This is a genomic window from Desulfuromonas sp. (assembly GCA_002869615.1).
Lineage (GTDB): Bacteria > Desulfobacterota > Desulfuromonadia > Desulfuromonadales > UBA2294 > BM707.
Genome location: PKUH01000011.1, coordinates 1 through 15,302 on the forward strand (window position 1 = coordinate 1; position 15,302 = coordinate 15,302).

16 protein-coding genes are annotated in these 15,302 nt (G+C 51.9%); 8 read left to right on the forward strand and 8 right to left on the reverse strand.

Annotation, left to right across the window (positions count from 1 at the left end; translation table 11 throughout):
• Positions 1-482 precede the first annotated feature (482 nt).
• A complete protein-coding gene (locus tag C0623_01710) occupies positions 483-917 on the reverse strand; it encodes a histidine kinase (GenBank protein PLY03306.1) in 435 nt (144 codons plus the stop codon).
• 166 nt (positions 918-1,083) lie between these two features.
• Between C0623_01710 and C0623_01715 the strand changes: the two genes are divergently transcribed.
• On the forward strand, positions 1,084-2,490 hold the full coding sequence (locus C0623_01715) for an asparagine--tRNA ligase (protein PLY03307.1): 1,407 nt from the start codon (positions 1,084-1,086) through the stop codon (positions 2,488-2,490).
• Positions 2,491-2,544: 54 nt separating this feature from the next.
• Here the strand turns inward: C0623_01715 and C0623_01720 are convergent, their stop codons facing one another.
• Both C0623_01720 and C0623_01725 read right to left on the reverse strand, forming a co-directional pair.
• A complete protein-coding gene (locus C0623_01720; protein PLY03308.1) occupies positions 2,545-3,009 on the reverse strand; it encodes a hypothetical protein in 465 nt (154 codons plus the stop codon).
• A 150-nt stretch (positions 3,010-3,159) separates the two neighbouring features.
• Positions 3,160-3,390: a hypothetical protein gene (locus tag C0623_01725; GenBank protein ID PLY03309.1), complete on the reverse strand. Its 231-nt coding sequence runs from the start codon at positions 3,388-3,390 to the stop codon at positions 3,160-3,162.
• A gap of 249 nt (positions 3,391-3,639) precedes the next feature.
• On the opposite strand from C0623_01725, the gene C0623_01730 reads away from it, so the two are divergent.
• The 7 genes from C0623_01730 to C0623_01760 all read left to right on the forward strand — a co-directional run bounded on the left by C0623_01730 (position 3,640) and on the right by C0623_01760 (position 8,871).
• Positions 3,640-4,152 carry a hypothetical protein gene (locus C0623_01730; protein PLY03310.1) on the forward strand — a complete coding sequence of 171 codons (513 nt, stop codon included), beginning with the start codon at positions 3,640-3,642 and terminating at the stop codon, positions 4,150-4,152.
• 78 nt (positions 4,153-4,230) lie between these two features.
• On the forward strand, positions 4,231-4,782 hold the full coding sequence (locus tag C0623_01735; GenBank protein PLY03311.1) for a hypothetical protein: 552 nt from the start codon (positions 4,231-4,233) through the stop codon (positions 4,780-4,782).
• Positions 4,779-6,695, forward strand: coding sequence for a DUF2207 domain-containing protein (locus C0623_01740; GenBank protein ID PLY03312.1), 1,917 nt, complete (start codon positions 4,779-4,781; stop codon positions 6,693-6,695). Before C0623_01735 ends, C0623_01740 begins: the two co-directional genes overlap by 4 nt.
• A gap of 41 nt (positions 6,696-6,736) precedes the next feature.
• Positions 6,737-7,243 carry a hypothetical protein gene (locus C0623_01745; protein ID PLY03313.1) on the forward strand — a complete coding sequence of 169 codons (507 nt, stop codon included), beginning with the start codon at positions 6,737-6,739 and terminating at the stop codon, positions 7,241-7,243.
• Positions 7,244-7,251: 8 nt separating this feature from the next.
• Complete coding sequence (locus C0623_01750; GenBank protein PLY03314.1) at positions 7,252-7,887, forward strand: hypothetical protein; 636 nt, start codon at positions 7,252-7,254, stop codon at positions 7,885-7,887.
• 39 nt (positions 7,888-7,926) lie between these two features.
• The gene (locus tag C0623_01755; GenBank protein ID PLY03315.1) at positions 7,927-8,634 is read left to right on the forward strand and encodes a hypothetical protein; all 708 of its coding nucleotides are present in this window, start codon (positions 7,927-7,929) and stop codon (positions 8,632-8,634) included.
• A 90-nt stretch (positions 8,635-8,724) separates the two neighbouring features.
• Complete coding sequence (locus C0623_01760) at positions 8,725-8,871, forward strand: hypothetical protein (GenBank protein ID PLY03316.1); 147 nt, start codon at positions 8,725-8,727, stop codon at positions 8,869-8,871.
• Between the two features lie 6 nt (positions 8,872-8,877).
• Here C0623_01760 and C0623_01765 read toward each other — a convergent pair whose 3' ends face one another.
• The 5 genes from C0623_01765 to C0623_01785 form a co-directional block, all read right to left on the reverse strand.
• Positions 8,878-10,728, reverse strand: a complete 1,851-nt coding sequence (locus C0623_01765) for a hypothetical protein (GenBank protein PLY03317.1) — start codon at positions 10,726-10,728, stop codon at positions 8,878-8,880.
• Positions 10,725-11,678: a phosphate/phosphite/phosphonate ABC transporter substrate-binding protein gene (locus C0623_01770; protein ID PLY03318.1), complete on the reverse strand. Its 954-nt coding sequence runs from the start codon at positions 11,676-11,678 to the stop codon at positions 10,725-10,727. The genes C0623_01765 and C0623_01770 overlap by 4 nt, the downstream gene beginning before the upstream one ends.
• Before the next feature lie 56 nt (positions 11,679-11,734).
• Positions 11,735-12,382 carry a hypothetical protein gene (locus C0623_01775; GenBank protein ID PLY03319.1) on the reverse strand — a complete coding sequence of 216 codons (648 nt, stop codon included), beginning with the start codon at positions 12,380-12,382 and terminating at the stop codon, positions 11,735-11,737.
• Positions 12,383-12,460: 78 nt separating this feature from the next.
• On the reverse strand, positions 12,461-14,401 hold the full coding sequence (locus C0623_01780; GenBank protein PLY03320.1) for a cation acetate symporter: 1,941 nt from the start codon (positions 14,399-14,401) through the stop codon (positions 12,461-12,463).
• Between the two features lie 12 nt (positions 14,402-14,413).
• On the reverse strand, positions 14,414-14,680 hold the full coding sequence (locus C0623_01785) for a hypothetical protein (GenBank protein ID PLY03321.1): 267 nt from the start codon (positions 14,678-14,680) through the stop codon (positions 14,414-14,416).
• Positions 14,681-15,302: the final 622 nt, after the last annotated feature.

The window sequence follows — 15,302 nt, forward strand, 5'->3', positions numbered from 1 at the left end:
CAGGAAGAACCGCGCGGTCGCGGCCGCGCACTCCGCCATACTCTTTTATTGAGCCATAAAAGAGTATGCAGAAAACGGCTCCCTTGCAGGGGGCTTTTTCGTGCGGGTTAAATTTTTTCTATTCAACTGTGCTGCCTGGGAGTTTGCCTTGAGGCAAACGCAGTTCGTCGCTAAGGCGGTTGCGGTCGGGCTGCGGTTCAGTGATCGTGCTGGCAGGTGCGACCTCAAGAGCAACGGGGTTAAGTCAAAGGCTTTTCTTTTAAAGTTTTGAGACTTTTCCTGGTTTTCTCTGACAGCTGACAGCTTAAAACTTACAGCTGTCTTATATGTAAAACCGCCGAAATGGGTTTATACTTTTCGGATGCGATTGGAAAAGTATGACGGAATTTGAGTACGCACCACTTAATTAATTCCCGGTAAAATGCGATGAACCAAGAACAAGCCCGTGGTTAACGGGCTTCCTGGTCTATTAAAGCTCGGGTTTAGCCTCCCTTTATATAACTTTCAAGATGCGCGATAATCAGCTCTTTTTCCTCAACCTGAGCCTTGACCAGATCGCCGATGGAGACAACGCCGATCATTTGGTCATTCTCGAAAACCGGAAGGTGGCGACATCGTCTCTCGGTCATGATCGCCAACCCCTCCTCAACCGGTTTTTCCGGGGATATATAGCAGATGTCGGTGGTCATGATATCCTCGACGGTCGTATCTTTCGGGGTACGATCTTGCAATGCTACTTTGCGGGCGAAATCCCGCTCGGAAATGATCCCGACCACATTATCGTCTTTCTTGACGACGAGAGCACCGATGTTTTTTGTGGACATAAGCTCCAGCGCCTGAAAAACAGTTGCGTCCATATTGATGCAATGAACATTCGTCCCTTTTTCTGCAATAATTTCCCTGATCGTCTTGGTCATGTCATTTCCCCGATGAAAAGAATGTTTGTCGAGCTGATGTTCGTTAAATAAAATCTAACGGAGTGGTGCTTCTTGTCAATCGATTCTTTCTGTGATGTGATAGGCAGTGTTGAATCGAACCGTTATGATAACTGATTATTGAACATATCTCAGCCGGAGAATTCAGATGACAATATTTCAATCACATCGAGAGAAGGCCGTTGCCATCAGGGATGTCCTGGCCGGCACTCAACCCCGGGCCGGTATTTGCGTAAGGGGGTGGGCCCGGACGATCCGCAAGGGAAAAGGAGTCTCCTTCATCGCCCTGAATGACGGTTCCTGTTTTGCATCACTGCAGATCGTTGTCGATTCCGCCCGGGAGAATTTCGACGAAGTATCACGACTCGGAACCGGGGCCTGCCTTGCCGTAGAAGGCGACCTCGTTGAATCGCCGGCCGCCGGCCAGCAGTGGGAATTGCAGGCCGTGCGCGTTACGATCGTCGGACCGTCCGATTCCGACTACCCGCTGCAGAAAAAACGGCACAGCTTTGAATATCTCAGGTCGATTGCCCACCTGCGACCGCGCACCAACAGCTTCGGGTCCGTTTTCAGGATGCGCAGCAAGCTTTCTTATGCGGTTCATCAGTTTTTCCAGGAAAAAGGCTTCGTGCATGTTCATACCCCGATTATTACCGCCAGTGACTGTGAAGGTGCCGGTGAACTGTTTCGGGTGACGACCCTTGACGCCGATGATCCGCCGAAACGGGAGGGCCGGGTCGATACAGGCCAGGATTTCTTCGGAGCAGCAACCGGATTAACGGTTTCCGGGCAGCTCGAAGGGGAACTCTTTGCAACTGCCTTTTCCGACGTCTATACCTTCGGGCCGACCTTCCGCGCCGAAAATTCCAATACCAGCCGGCATGCCGCCGAATTCTGGATGATTGAACCGGAGATGGCTTTTTGTGATCTCGAAGGGGATTGTGCGCTGGCTGCCGATTTTTTACTCTACCTGGTCCGGTATGCGCTCGAGCATTGTGCTGATGATCTCGATTTTTTTGACCAGCGGATCGAGAAAGGGGTGATTGTTAAACTGCAGCAGCTTGTCGCGGCGCGCTTTGAAGCGATGAGTTATACCGATGCCGTAATCGCCCTCGAAAAGTCGGGCCGAAGTTTTGACTTCCCGGTGGCGTGGGGAGCGGATCTGCAGAGTGAGCACGAGCGCTACCTGACCGAAGAGGTGGTCGGCGGCCCGGTTTTTATTACTGATTATCCGAAAGAGATCAAGGCTTTTTACATGCGTCAGAATGACGACGGCAAAACCGTGGCAGCCATGGACCTGCTGGTGCCCCGGGTCGGAGAAATTATCGGCGGCAGCCAGAGAGAAGAGCGGCTTGAGGTTCTTGATGCGCGGATGCAGGAGTCAGGTGTCGAGCCGGAGTCGCTGTGGTGGTATCGGGACATCCGGCGCTGGGGCAGTTGCCCGCATGCCGGCTTCGGTCTCGGCTTTGAACGTTTTTTGATGTATGTCACCGGGATGGAGAATATCCGTGATGTTATTCCGTTCCCGCGGACACCGGGGCACGCCGGATTTTAAGGCCTTCCGACAAAAATTGGCATGGTCTAGACCTTTTTTGTCAGCAAGAGCGGTTTATGGCGGCAAAAGTTGCCCATTATAAATCTTGTAAATTCCGGCGATCCATTTTCCACCCGAAAGCGGATGCTTGTTGGAATTGATGACCATCAGCCGGGTATTCTGGTCGTCTTTTTGCGTGGCGATAAGCCAGAATTCGTTTTTACCTGGCGACCTGTATTCATCGGCCTTGTTGTTAATGATGCGCAACAGCATGGTGGCGGAATAATATTTCTCACTGGCCAACGGGTCAAAGGTAGCAGGATCAAAGGCTCCGGTGCCACTTTCCGGCGGGTATTGCTGTTTATCTTCGTAGTAGGAGGAAAAGGAATTTAATAACTCCCTGCCTTCCGAGACCAGGACTCCGTAGTTTGCTTTCCTCTTGTAGTCACTGTATTGCGGGATTGCAATGGCAGCAAGGAGACCTAAAATGGCAATGACAACGAGCAGTTCAACCAAGGTAAATCCATGCTGTCTTTTCATGTTGGTCTCCAATGAAGTCTAGAACTGCCCTGGTAGAATGGTTCGCATTTCAATTGGTCTTTGCAATTGGCATTCCCATTTAGTTTTTGGCAGATAAAAAAAACACCGCCTTTCGGCGGTGCAAAAGAGGAAGGATGTTGAAAGAACTGCTTAGTGGATTGTTGCGACCAGTGCTTCTGCTTCGGCCCGCAGGGTTGTGAGAATCCCTTCGGTGAAGAAATCACCCATCAGGGTTCTGAATTCATAGGAATCGGCCAGTTCAAAGCGTAGCTCAAGCGGAATCTTATTCCAGACTTCGGTGTTGTTGATCAGCGACAGGATCTGGTTGCGATCGAAAATCATGTCGCGTAAATTGTCCATATCGATGTAAATTCTTTGCATGGTCGCCCTCCTTTACTGACGAGGTACTGAACCGGTTGGCGTTGTGGCTGGACCATTTATGGATTACTGAATAAGCAAGAGCTGTTCCTGCCGGCATTTTTTTGAGTATCTATTGAATAAAAATAGTAATATCAGTATCTTAGATGTTTCTTCTTGTGTTTTATTACTGCATGAGGATTGGGCTGGTCTGCTCTGAAGCGTGCAAGAATGTCGCAGGTGTGCAAAATCTGCGTGATCCATGGGTGTTGATTGTTTATGACCGTTGCTGAATTTATTGCAGAAAAAAAATTGCAGTCGCGTATCCATTCAGCTTGCGAAAGGCTGTTGACGGATGCGACAATTTTGCCAAGAGTGGAGGCGGTGCCGATCCGCAAGAGCCGTGCTCTTCGGCGCCTCGGTTCCTATGTCGAACGCGATGGCAAGCCGCGCGAAATCCGCCTGCAATTTGCCCAGGAGGAAGAATCCCTGGTTGATACCTTTCTCCACGAATTGGCACACTGTTTTGATCATCTCGCCAATCAGTCCGGAAAGAGTTATCGGTTGGCGCATGGTTCAGGCTGGAAGGCCTGGGCGGAAGCGCTCGGCATCGAGCCGGTCCGTTGCGGAGAAAGCCGGCAACTGAGGTCGCTGGCCGAGTCTCGGCTGAAGGTCGTTGCGGTTTGTGAGCGGTGTGGTTTCGAGTTGCACCGCCTCCGGCGTTTGCCGCGCCGAAGACGTTACCTTCACATTCAGTGCGGCGGCCGGTTCAAGGTCATCTCCTGATGGATAGAATATCTTGGCGTTGTCTGCAAGCTGCGTTATTCTGTAAAGGTACGAAATTATTCTGAACCGGAGATTCCCGTGGGCTACCTGATTCTGCTCTGTCTTTCATTGGCCTCTGTCTCGGTTGTTATCATTTACAATCGACTCGTTCGCGACCGCAACCGGGTGTCGACTGCTTTAAGCGACATTGATGTCCAGCTCAAACGGCGCTACGACCTGATACCGAAACTGGTGGCGGCAGTCGAGCAGTACGCGCGCTACGAACGGGCAACATTAACCACCGTGACGGAAATTCGCAATCAGGCCAGCGCCATAGATGGCGTCTGCCAAAAGGCGCCGCTCGAGCAGCAGCTCGGCCAGGGGCTCGGCAAGCTGATTGCGCTGGCTGAAGACTACCCTGAACTCAAGGCCGATCAGAGTTTTTTACAGCTGCAAAACGATCTGACCGATATCGAGAATCATATCCAGTATGCCCGTCGCTATTACAATGGAGCGGTGCGTAACCTGAATACCCGGATCGGTTCGTTTCCCGATCTCGTGGTCGCCCGATTGTTCCGCTTTTGTCCGCAGGCATTTTTTGAAATTGAATCACCTGAACAATTGAACTCTCCGGAGATAACCCTCAGATGAAGAAAATTCTGATCATTTTGATTCTGCTCCTGTTCAGCTCATCGGTTTATTCTGCAGAACGTATCCTCTCTTTTCAGAGCGATATCGAGATTTCTTCCGACAGTTCGATGCGGGTGACTGAAGAAATTACTGTGCTAGCCGAAGGGAAGGAGATCAAACGGGGGATCTATCGTGACTTCCCGACTGACTACAGGGATCGATTTGGCAATCGCTACCGGGTAGGATTTGAGGTGCTTGACGTTCGGCGAGATGGAGCTTCGGAAGGCTATCATACTAAAAAAATCAATAACGGGATCCGGGTTTACCTGGGCCGGAGCGATCATTATCTCAATCAGGGAGTCTACGAATACGAGCTGACCTACAGAACCGATCGCCAACTCGGTTACTTCGAAAAACACGACGAACTCTACTGGAACGTGACCGGTCACGACTGGAACTTCCCGATTGACTCGGTTGAGGCAAGAGTTACGCTGCCGCAGTTTTTTGCCGATGATCAAACCACGGCCGAGGCCTATACCGGACGCTATGGGGGAAAGGGGAATGACTACAGCATCGAAAGAGGGTTGTCGGGTGAGATCGTTTTTTCCTCAACCCGGCCATTCGCCAGTAAGGAGGGGATGACGATTGTCGTGACCTGGCCGAAGGGATATGTCGTCGAGCCGACGGCCCGGGATGAAGTTGTCTCGGTTTTTCGTGATAATCAGGCCTGGGTCGTCGCTGTCTGCGTATTGGTCATCATTCTGGTCTATTACCTGGCAGCCTGGTTCCGGGTCGGCAAAGACCCGGCGGAGGGGGTCGTTTTGGCAGAGTACACGCCGCCACCCGGGTTTTCGCCGGCATCATCCCGATTTATTGAACGGATGGGCTACGATCATAAAGCCTTTGCCGCCGCCCTGATCAACCTGGCGGTTCAGGGTCTTGTTGAAATTATCGAGGAGAATAAGGACTATGTTGTCAAGCGGACAGCCGCTGAGGCGACTGATCTGGCCGCGGGTGAAAAAACCTTGCTGAAAAATATCTTCGGCAGTGTCAATGCTTCGGCCGGCAAACGGCAGACCCTGAGCCAGAAGTATCATGCAAAAATCCGGCGGGCGCTCAATGCGCATGAAGAGTCGTTGCGTAATGATTATGAAAAAAAATTTTTTGTCACCAATAAGTGGTGGCTGGTTCCCGGGGTTGTTTTCACTCTCCTCTCGCTGGCTGCTACGCTGCTCGCTCTTGATGATGGTGAGCGGATTGCAACGGGCGGTTTTTTGCTGGCCTGGCTCTCCGGCTGGACAGTCGGGGTGATCGTCCTCTCTTATCGTACGATCAATGCCTGGCGAGGAGCGCGGACCGGCGGGACCGTTGTCGCAGCAATCTTTATGACTCTGTTTTCTGCACCTTTCGTGATTGCCGAAGTTGTCGTCATTGGGGTTATGGCCCACCAGGTGTCGCCGGCGTTGCCGGCTCTTCTGGTCGGTGCGATCGGTCTCAACCTGCTTTTTTATCAATTGCTCAAGGCACCGACCCGGGCCGGTCGACGACTCCTCGACAAAATTGCAGGGTTCAGACTATTTCTTGATGTCGCCGAAAAAGACGAAATGAATTTCAAAAACCCGCCTGAAAAGACGCCCGAGCTGTTTGAAAAATACCTGCCCTACGCCCTGGCCCTTGATGTCGAGCACCGGTGGGCCGAACGGTTCGCCCGGTTGTTCGCAGACCTGCAGGGCAGCGGTGACACCTACCGACCTCTCTGGTATCATGGTCGCAACTGGAGTGCGCATCACCCAACCATGCTGACCGGTGCGCTCGGCAATTCTCTGAGTTCGGCCCTTTCCTCAGCGGCGACCGCACCCGGTTCATCATCCGGTTCAGGTGGCGGTGGTTTTTCCGGTGGCGGCGGTGGTGGCGGCGGCGGTGGCGGATGGTAGTTCTGCCCGAGATATGATAATGTTTAGTAGAATACTTTTAAATGACAAGGAGAGTTTTTATGACCGAGAATCATGACAAAAATGAACAGCATGATGTCAGTCTGTATGAGAAAATGGTCGCCCGGACGGCCGAATTGCTCGAAGATGGTCGGAAAAGTCTCGACGAGGCTTTGAAGAAGGCGAAGGAGGACCTTGGCAAGGCCGGCGATTTTTCGACGGAGCAGATGGACAAGGTTGCCGACTATGTCAAGCGTGATGTTGTCGACAATGCCGGCAAAGCGACCGAAGCTGTAAAAAAAGCGGTTGATCCTCAGCGGGTTGCTGCCGGCGTTCACTCAATTTATGCACGGATTCTCAATAGCGCGGCTGACGCCCTGTCTGACCTGGCTGCCAAGGCTGAAAAAGCAACCGAATTCAAGACCGGCGAAATCACGAGTTCCGGTACGTTGACCTGCAAGGAGTGCGGGGCTGAAATGCACATGAAAGCAACGGGCCGGATTCCACCCTGTCCGAAGTGTAAAAAAACCATTTTTCGCAGGTCTTACTGAGTTCGTCTATGCAGTGTTCATCGAACAGTTGTTCAAGTGGCTGTGGCGGCCATACTCTGCCCTGCCCGTGTCCTGAAGAGGGCAATCCGGAAATCGATTCCCTGGAAAAAGTGGTCAACTGTTTCTGGCAGAAAAACCAGGATCTTGCCGTTGAAAGGGATTATTACGAGAGTCTGGAATCTCTGGCCGATGCCGTTGATGAAGCAGCCCAGGCTCTCGGCGACGAAAACCTCGGCTACAACCAGCCTGATGCCATTTCCCGAAAGGTCCTCACGGTGACCAGGGAAAAGCTTGTTGCGGCTGAGAACGAATTGTCCCGGGTCGCCGATTTTACGAAACTCCATGCCGTCGTATGTACGTCAATCGGTGATCTTGCTGGACTGACTCCGGCACTGGTTTACCTGACTGCCCTTCGAATCGGCCTGCAGGCCAGGGTGCATCCGCAACACATTTATCTCGATGCCGGCGCCCGTGAAGGTTGTGCAGCTCTGGTCGGACCAGATCTCGAGCGAGTTGTGCTTCCACGTGATCAGTTGCCCCGTATCTTCCAGCATCCAGAACTGACGACCGAGGATGTCCAGTCCTGCCTGACGGTCTGCCGTCATCAACTCGACTGGCTCGGTCGGCAACAGAAACGGGATTAATGAAATGAATTACCTACGGGTTGAATCAGGAGTCGATGCATGACAGAAATTGAAAAGAAAAAGGTGCTGCTCGTCGATGACGTTGAATTTATTGTCGATGTCATGGCGAGTTATCTCAAGAACTCACCAGTTGAAATAGTTCGGGCCGCAAGTGGGCAAGCCGCTATCGACATGGCGCTGCTGCATTGGCCCGATCTGATCGTCATGGATGTTGCGATGCCGGAAATGGATGGACCTGATGCTTGTCGTACTATTAAAGCAGATGAAAAGTTAAAGAATATCCCGGTGATCATGATCTACGATCCGGATCGGGACCCGGCACCGGATCAATTGAAAACGGCCGGTTGCGATGACGTTGTGACCAAGCCGCTGGCGCGTGAGGATTTTCTGACGGTGACTCACCGCCACCTTTTCCACATTGAACGCCGTGAACGGCGGTCGACCTGCCAGATGACGGTCGATTTTACGATTGACGGCGAATCGTTTCAGGGGCTCGGGGTTGATATCAGTCGTAGCGGCATGTACATTGAATTTCGCGATAAAGGTCTCAAGAAAGCGAACGTCGACCTCAGCTTTTACCTGGCAACGATCAGCGACAAACAGGTCATGATAAAGGGGAGGGTGGTCTGGATCAATCAGGGCCATCCACGTCCGAACCTGTCGATGCCGCAGGGTTTTGGCGTCGAGTTCCAGTTAATCGGAGAAGAGTCGAAAGCAATAATCAGTAAATACCTCGAAGAAAACTGAGTTATGGGTCCGGAGGTGAAGGTGAAAGCATCAATCGAATATTGCAATGCTTGAAATTACGAACCAAGGGCTGCCGGTCTGGCAGCAAAAATGCGGGAACGGTTGTCGGCAGACGTCACATTAATCTCTTCCGGTGGCGGGGTCTTCGAAGTGGTGGTCGATGGTCGACTCGTTTATTCAAAAAAATCGACGGGTGAGTTTCCTGATGAGGAAAAGCTTCTGTCGGAGTTGGAATGATCTTTCCTAATGTTCAATGTGGCTGATCTGTATGTTTTTTTTCGGGGCATGCAGTTCGGTCTCCGGTTGCTTGAATGGAATACGGAAGGTAACAACCGTACCTTTGCCGGGCGTACTTTCGATCTCCAGTATTCCACCATGTGCCTCGACAATCGATTTGGCAATGAATAGTCCCAGACCGGTCCCGCGCGGGGCAGTATCGGATGTGTCTCCGCGGTAAAACTTTTCGGTGGCGTGTGCCAGCTGTTCAGCACTCATGCCAATTCCGTGGTCCTCGACCGACACATTGCAATGGGTCTCGCTTGTCCTGGTGGTGATCGATATCGTTTGTCCCGGTTCTGAATATTTGACTGCGTTTTGCAACAGGTTGTCTATAACCTGTCCCATTCTTTCTTTGTCGGCACTGAGGACGACAGTCTCTTCCGGAAGATTCAATTGAAAATTAAAGTCGGAATAAAGAAGTTTGAAATTCGCAATGAACTTCGTTAGCTCTTCATTGATTTCACAATCACTCTTGTTCAGTGCGATGCCATGACCCGATTCAATCCGGCTGAGATTGAGCATTTCGTCAACCAGATGTGAAAGAGAAGAAGCCTTGCTGAAAATCATCTGCAGAAGTTCAGACAGCTGGTCGCCGACGATTTCAGGATTGTTCAGGATCAGTTCGGAAAATCCGAGGATGCTTGCAAGTGGCGTTTGGAACTCGTGGGCAGCTGTGGTGACAAACTCACTTTTCAGCCGGCTCGCTTCACGTTCTTCAGTAATATCCTGAACAACTCCGATCAGGCCGTTCACTTCACCTCTTTCGTCCCGGATAGGCGCCTTGTGGAAAATGACATCCCGGAGAGTGTCGTTTGTCCGCTCGATCCGCATTTCATAGCTGACTTTTTTGTTTTCAGTAAGGACGTCCCGGTCACGGGCAACATGGATCTCCGCTTCGTGCTTCGGTCGATAACTGTAGCTCGATTGGCCGATCAACTCCCTGGCATTGACCTCGAAGAAAGATTCAAATGCATGATTGCATCCGAGCAATTTGCCATCCATGGCCTTGTAAAAAACAGGTTCGGGGATATCGGCGAGCAAGTCTTCAAGAAAGCGTATCTGTGCAGCAAGAGACTCTTCGGCTGCGGTGAGGCTTTTCGTCATCTCGTTGAATGCAGCTGCAAGTTGTCCGATTTCATCTTTTGTCGAGACCCGAACCTCCCTGATCTGTTCGCCCCGGGTGATGCTTTCGACCGCTCCGGTCAGCTGCCTGATCGGCTTGCTGATGGCCCGCGCCAGCGGAATCGAACAGATGATCGCGGTCAGCAGGATAATGCTCCCGACAGTCAACACCTGACGGATCAGGTTGTCGACGGCCATGGTCACCGAATTTCCGGAGATGCCGAGGCGAACCCACCCGACCTGGCTACTGATAACGGGTACGGTAATATCGTAAACAACGACTCCACTGGTCAGCAACTTCCGGGTGTTGACCGCGTCGGAATAAAGATCGGGAATCGTGTCCAGAAGCTCGATCGGAAAAAACTCTCCGAATGAATGGGCCAGAACATGTTTGTCAGCGGCTGTGACAAAAAATGAGTAGACGATGTCATCTTCAATATCTTTGCTGGCTTTTGCCAGACGAGAGAGAGCCAGGCGATCTTCCGTCACCATGGCATTGGAGCCGTTTTCAGCCAGCTGCTTGGCGACCGATACACCTCTTTTCAAAAGCTCGTTGGTTAATTTTTCCGAGAATTCAGTTTTGACATAAACGGCGGCGGCACTTCCCAGGGTGACCAGCATGCCGGTGATAACCAGAATGATCTTCAGGGAAATTGAGGGGCGAAAACGGTTTTTTACGGATTGCCAGTTCATTGCTTTTCAACAAAAGCTTTCATTGCACGAATTGAATCGTAGTCTGAATCTTCGCCGGGAACGAAGCGATTGATCATCATTTTATCGAGGATCTCTTTCCCTTCCGGGTCCTTATGCATGTTGAAAAGAATCTCGCGTATTTTCGATTGAGTCGATTCCGGCAGATCCGGTCGTACAACCAGCGGTGGAATGCCGAAAGGCCGCGATTTTTTGATGATCCGGGTTTTTACCGCAACTTCAGGATTGATGCTGTTGAGATAGTCCCAGATCAGGCTGTCGACGGCGGCACCATCGACAACCTTTTCGATAACTGCCTGGATAGAGGCGTCGTGTGCATAGGTGAATATGGTCTTGCCGAAAAAATTTTCAGGTGTTTCGCCGATCTGGGCAAGCCAGTAGTTCGGAACAATCATGCCGCTGTTCGATTTTGGATCGGTAAAGGCGAAAACCTTGCCGCGCAAATCTTCCAGTTTTCGGGCCGGGCTGTCGGCCGGAACGATCAGGTAGGAGAAGTAAATCGGTCCCTGCTCGACTTCCGGGAGGGCCAGCAGCTTGAGCCCGAATTGTTTCCTCCCCTCGACATAGGGTCCGCCGCAAACAAAGGCAATGTCCAGTTTTTGATCTTCAAGTAGCCTGTTGATTTCGTCATAGGTTCCGCGATCGACGATTTTGATTTTCTCGCCCATGCGGTTGCCAACGTATTGAATCAATCGTTTGTAATACTGGTACCCCTCACGAGGCATGATCATCGAGCCGATACCGAAACTGAGCGTCGGGTTGGGGTTGTTCTGTTGTAATAGCTCGTTGGCGACGCGGTTTGTCAGGTCGACAGTGTGGCTGGCTTTTTCATCGGAACAGCCTGCGCAGAGAAGGAGAAGGCTCATCGCCAGCCAATAGCAAACCGACCGGAATCGACCCTTTTTTATCCGAGGGCAATAGGCAGCTGTCATGGACTTTTCTCCTGGAAATTAAAGTGTTTTTACTTTAGCAGGAATAAAGCGCTCTGTCAGCTCTCTTTCTCCGATGAACCAATAGCCGGGGCGATCTCTTTTTTGTTGGTCATCTGGATAAACTTGATGAAGCCGAGAAAGGCAACAATGCTGAAGAAGAAACCGCGGAACTTGCCGGGTTGCTTGCCTTCGCTGACAAAGACGACTTCGGGGTTGACCGGCATGTTCTGCTCTCTGGCAAGTTGGAGTAGCTTGTCACGATTTGCAGTCGAGGTCAGCCAGCTGGCCGTCATGCCGGTAATATTGCGTTGCGGGTAAAATGCCCCTCGATTGTTGACAAGGAAGCTCTGGCGGGCCTCTTGCGTATCGAAATCGAGCACATATCTTTTCAGGGTTTCAAGGACTTCCGGTCGTCTCGTTTCAATAACGACCGAGATTGAGTGATTGTCATTGTTGCTGACAAGCGGCACAAAAAAAGGCCCTGATTCAAAAGTTTCAACCTGGCCGCTTGGATTGATCGCCTGTTCGAGGTCGAGATAGCCCCCTTCGATGTTCAGCCATTCGCGCGGAGCGCCGGTCTGTTCCAGTTCGGAAATTGAAATGCTGAGAGGATCCGGGTTTCTGAAGAAAAGACTGAGGTCGTGATAGCCGAGCCAGGCCAGAACCAGACAAATTGCCAACAGGGTGAATCTGAATCGTTTCATGAACTATCCCAATAAAAGAGGGCCGCCTGTGACAGGCGGCCCCAAGGCTATTGCAAAATAACAACGAGAGTCAAGTTTTTATGCTTCAGCAGCATCGACTACTTCCGCACCCTTCTTTTTGGTCAGAAGCGAGACAATGACCAGGGTGATGAAGCTGAGCGGGATCGAAATTGCCGCCGGGCTGTTGAAGCTGATCGGTGCATCGCTCGGCAGCATGCCGTAGCGGACGAACATGTCGGGCGAAATCAGGATGATGCCCAGAGCCGTGGTCAGGCCGACAAAGATCGAGGCGGCGACACCCTGTCCGGTGGTTTTCTTCCAGAACAGGATCATCAGAATTGCCGGAAGGTTAGCCGAAGCAGCGACCGCGAAGGCCCAGCCGACGAGGAAGGAGACGTTCATCCCTTCGAAGACGATGCCGAGATAGATGGCGATGCCGCCGACGACGACAGCCGAGATCTTGCCGGCCCGAACTTTGCCGGTATCGGTCATCTGCATACCGAGGAAACGGTCCATCAGGTCATGGGCCACCGCACCGGAAGCAGCGACGATCAGGCCCGATACCGTGCCGAGTACGGTCGCGAAGGCGATCGAAGAAATAATCGAGAACAGCACGACACCGAACGAGAGAGCAAGCAGCGGTGCGCTCATATTGTTGTCGGTCAGGTTGATGACGCCGTTGGTCATGGCTCCGATACCCAGGAACAGGGTTAAGACATAAAAGAAACTGATGGCGGCGATGCCGACGATGGTCGACTTCCGCGCAGCAGCCTGGCTCGGAACCGTGTAGTAGCGGATCAGGATGTGCGGCAGGGCTGCGGTGCCGCAGAACAGGGCGATCATCAGCGAGATGAAGTTGAACTTCTGAGTGCCGGTCGCATTGTCGACCTTGAACTTCAGACCGGGACGGAGCATCCGGTCGCCAGGAGTCGGCTTCTGGAAGTAGACCAGGGTCTTGGCGTCAGCTTCCTCGATATATTTTTTGCCCCAGAGGACGATGGTGCTGTCCTTGACGGCCGAAAGGTAAGAGAACGGTCCGAGAGCCCCGGTTTCGGCGACTTCCTTGCCATCGATGGTTATTTCCTTGACGTGGCCGACGGCGAAAAATTTACCTTCTTCTTTTTCGGCGCCGTTGTACAGCTTGGTACCGTCAGCAAGGGTCTTGACGAAGAGGGTCTCTTCGAGTTGCAGTCCCGTAGCCGTCTCGTTAACCTGCCAGATCGATTCGACGCCATTTTTGGTCAGCTTGACGAAACCCGCCTTGCCGAACTCGGTTGACTTCCAGTCGGACGGTGCCGTGTAGGCGGCGTCCGAGATCTGCAGGGCGCCGCTGTTGGCGACGGTTGCTGTCAGGGTTTTGAAGGCGTGGTATTCCTTGTCACCGCCCTGGTCCGGGCTTGTGGTCAGGCCGCGGCCGAGAACGCCGATGACAACGACAGTGGTGAAAATGAGCAGCAGGGCGCCCTTGAAGAACTGGACGTAGGTGGTCGAGGCCATGCCGGCGGTGGCGACGATGATGGTAACAACGACACCGACAATGCAGACACCGACCCAGTGCGGCAGTCCGAGCAGCGGTTGTACCAGGACGCCGGCACCGACCATCTGCGGGATCAGGTAGAAAACCGAGATAACCAGGGTCGAGATAGCGGCCATCAGCTGGATACTCTTGGAATTGAACTTGGAGTCCAGAGCGTCAGTGAAGGTGAACTTGCCGAGGCGTTTCATCGGTTCGGCCACCAGGAAGAGAGCGACCATCCATCCGGCGAGGTAGCCGATCGAGTACATCCAGCCGTCGTAACCGGCGGTGGCGATCATGCCGCAGATGCCGAGAAACGATGCAGCCGACAGATAATCACCGGCAAAGGCGATGCCGTTGGTGAACCAGTGGATGTTGCCGCCGGCAGCATAGTAGCCTTCCGACGAGGTCGTCCGGCGGGCCAGGTAGAACGACAGGCCGAGAACGAACAGAACGAAAGTGATGAACAGGCCAATGGCCAGCGGTGATTGAGTATATACCATGACTGGCCTCCTTTATTTGTTCAGCCGCGCTTCAGCGGCGTTGCACATCTGGTTGTAGATAATCGCCAGCACCAATGCGAAAGCGAGCAGTGCAAAGCCGTAGATGACGGCCAGGGTCTGCCCCATGATGATCTTCTGCATCACTGCCGGATTGGTTGCATTGATCACAACAAAGCTGGCGTAGGTGAGGGTGTAAACGATGAACATTCTAATGCCGAGGCGGGTTTTGTACTCCGCAGCATTGTCTTTGCCGAGTTTGACGGCGGGTCCGTGTCCCATAATTAGCTCTCCTTGAATGAAACCGATGTTGGAAGAAAATATAATATTTGGCAAATGTATCGCCAGATAACAGGATTTTGCCGCCCGGAAGTTCCCGGTCGGCAACCCGGAAAACTGGTTGCCGATCTACTCTGTGCTCGTTAACTGCTGACCCTTAAGGGTATTTTGTATCTCATGATGGGGTGGTAAAATATGCACGATAAAGTACAAAATTCGCGAACATAATACGTTGTTCTAAAAGGTTGTCAACAGAATTTTCTCGATAGATCCTTGTTTTGCGGGAAAAATATTGTGAGAAGTCCTGTTTTTAAGGGTGGGAGCAGATTGATAAAAAATATCGGATGGTGTGTATAGAATGGTGTTTGCTGTATAAGGTAAAAAGATATATATCTGTTATTTCTCTCTTGAATATGGGGATGACCGTAGTTCTGAACTGATTTGGATAAATCAGATCGGAATCCGTTTCTTTTTGCAGTGTGCACGGATGATCATTTCGGCTTGATTGAGTCGGGAAATTTTCATATTTTTCTTTTTCAGTTCAACGATATCTTCAAGCGGGATCTGTTCGGCCCGTAATTCGCGTGAGACAATTGCCATGTTGCTGAGGATAATTTTTATGTCG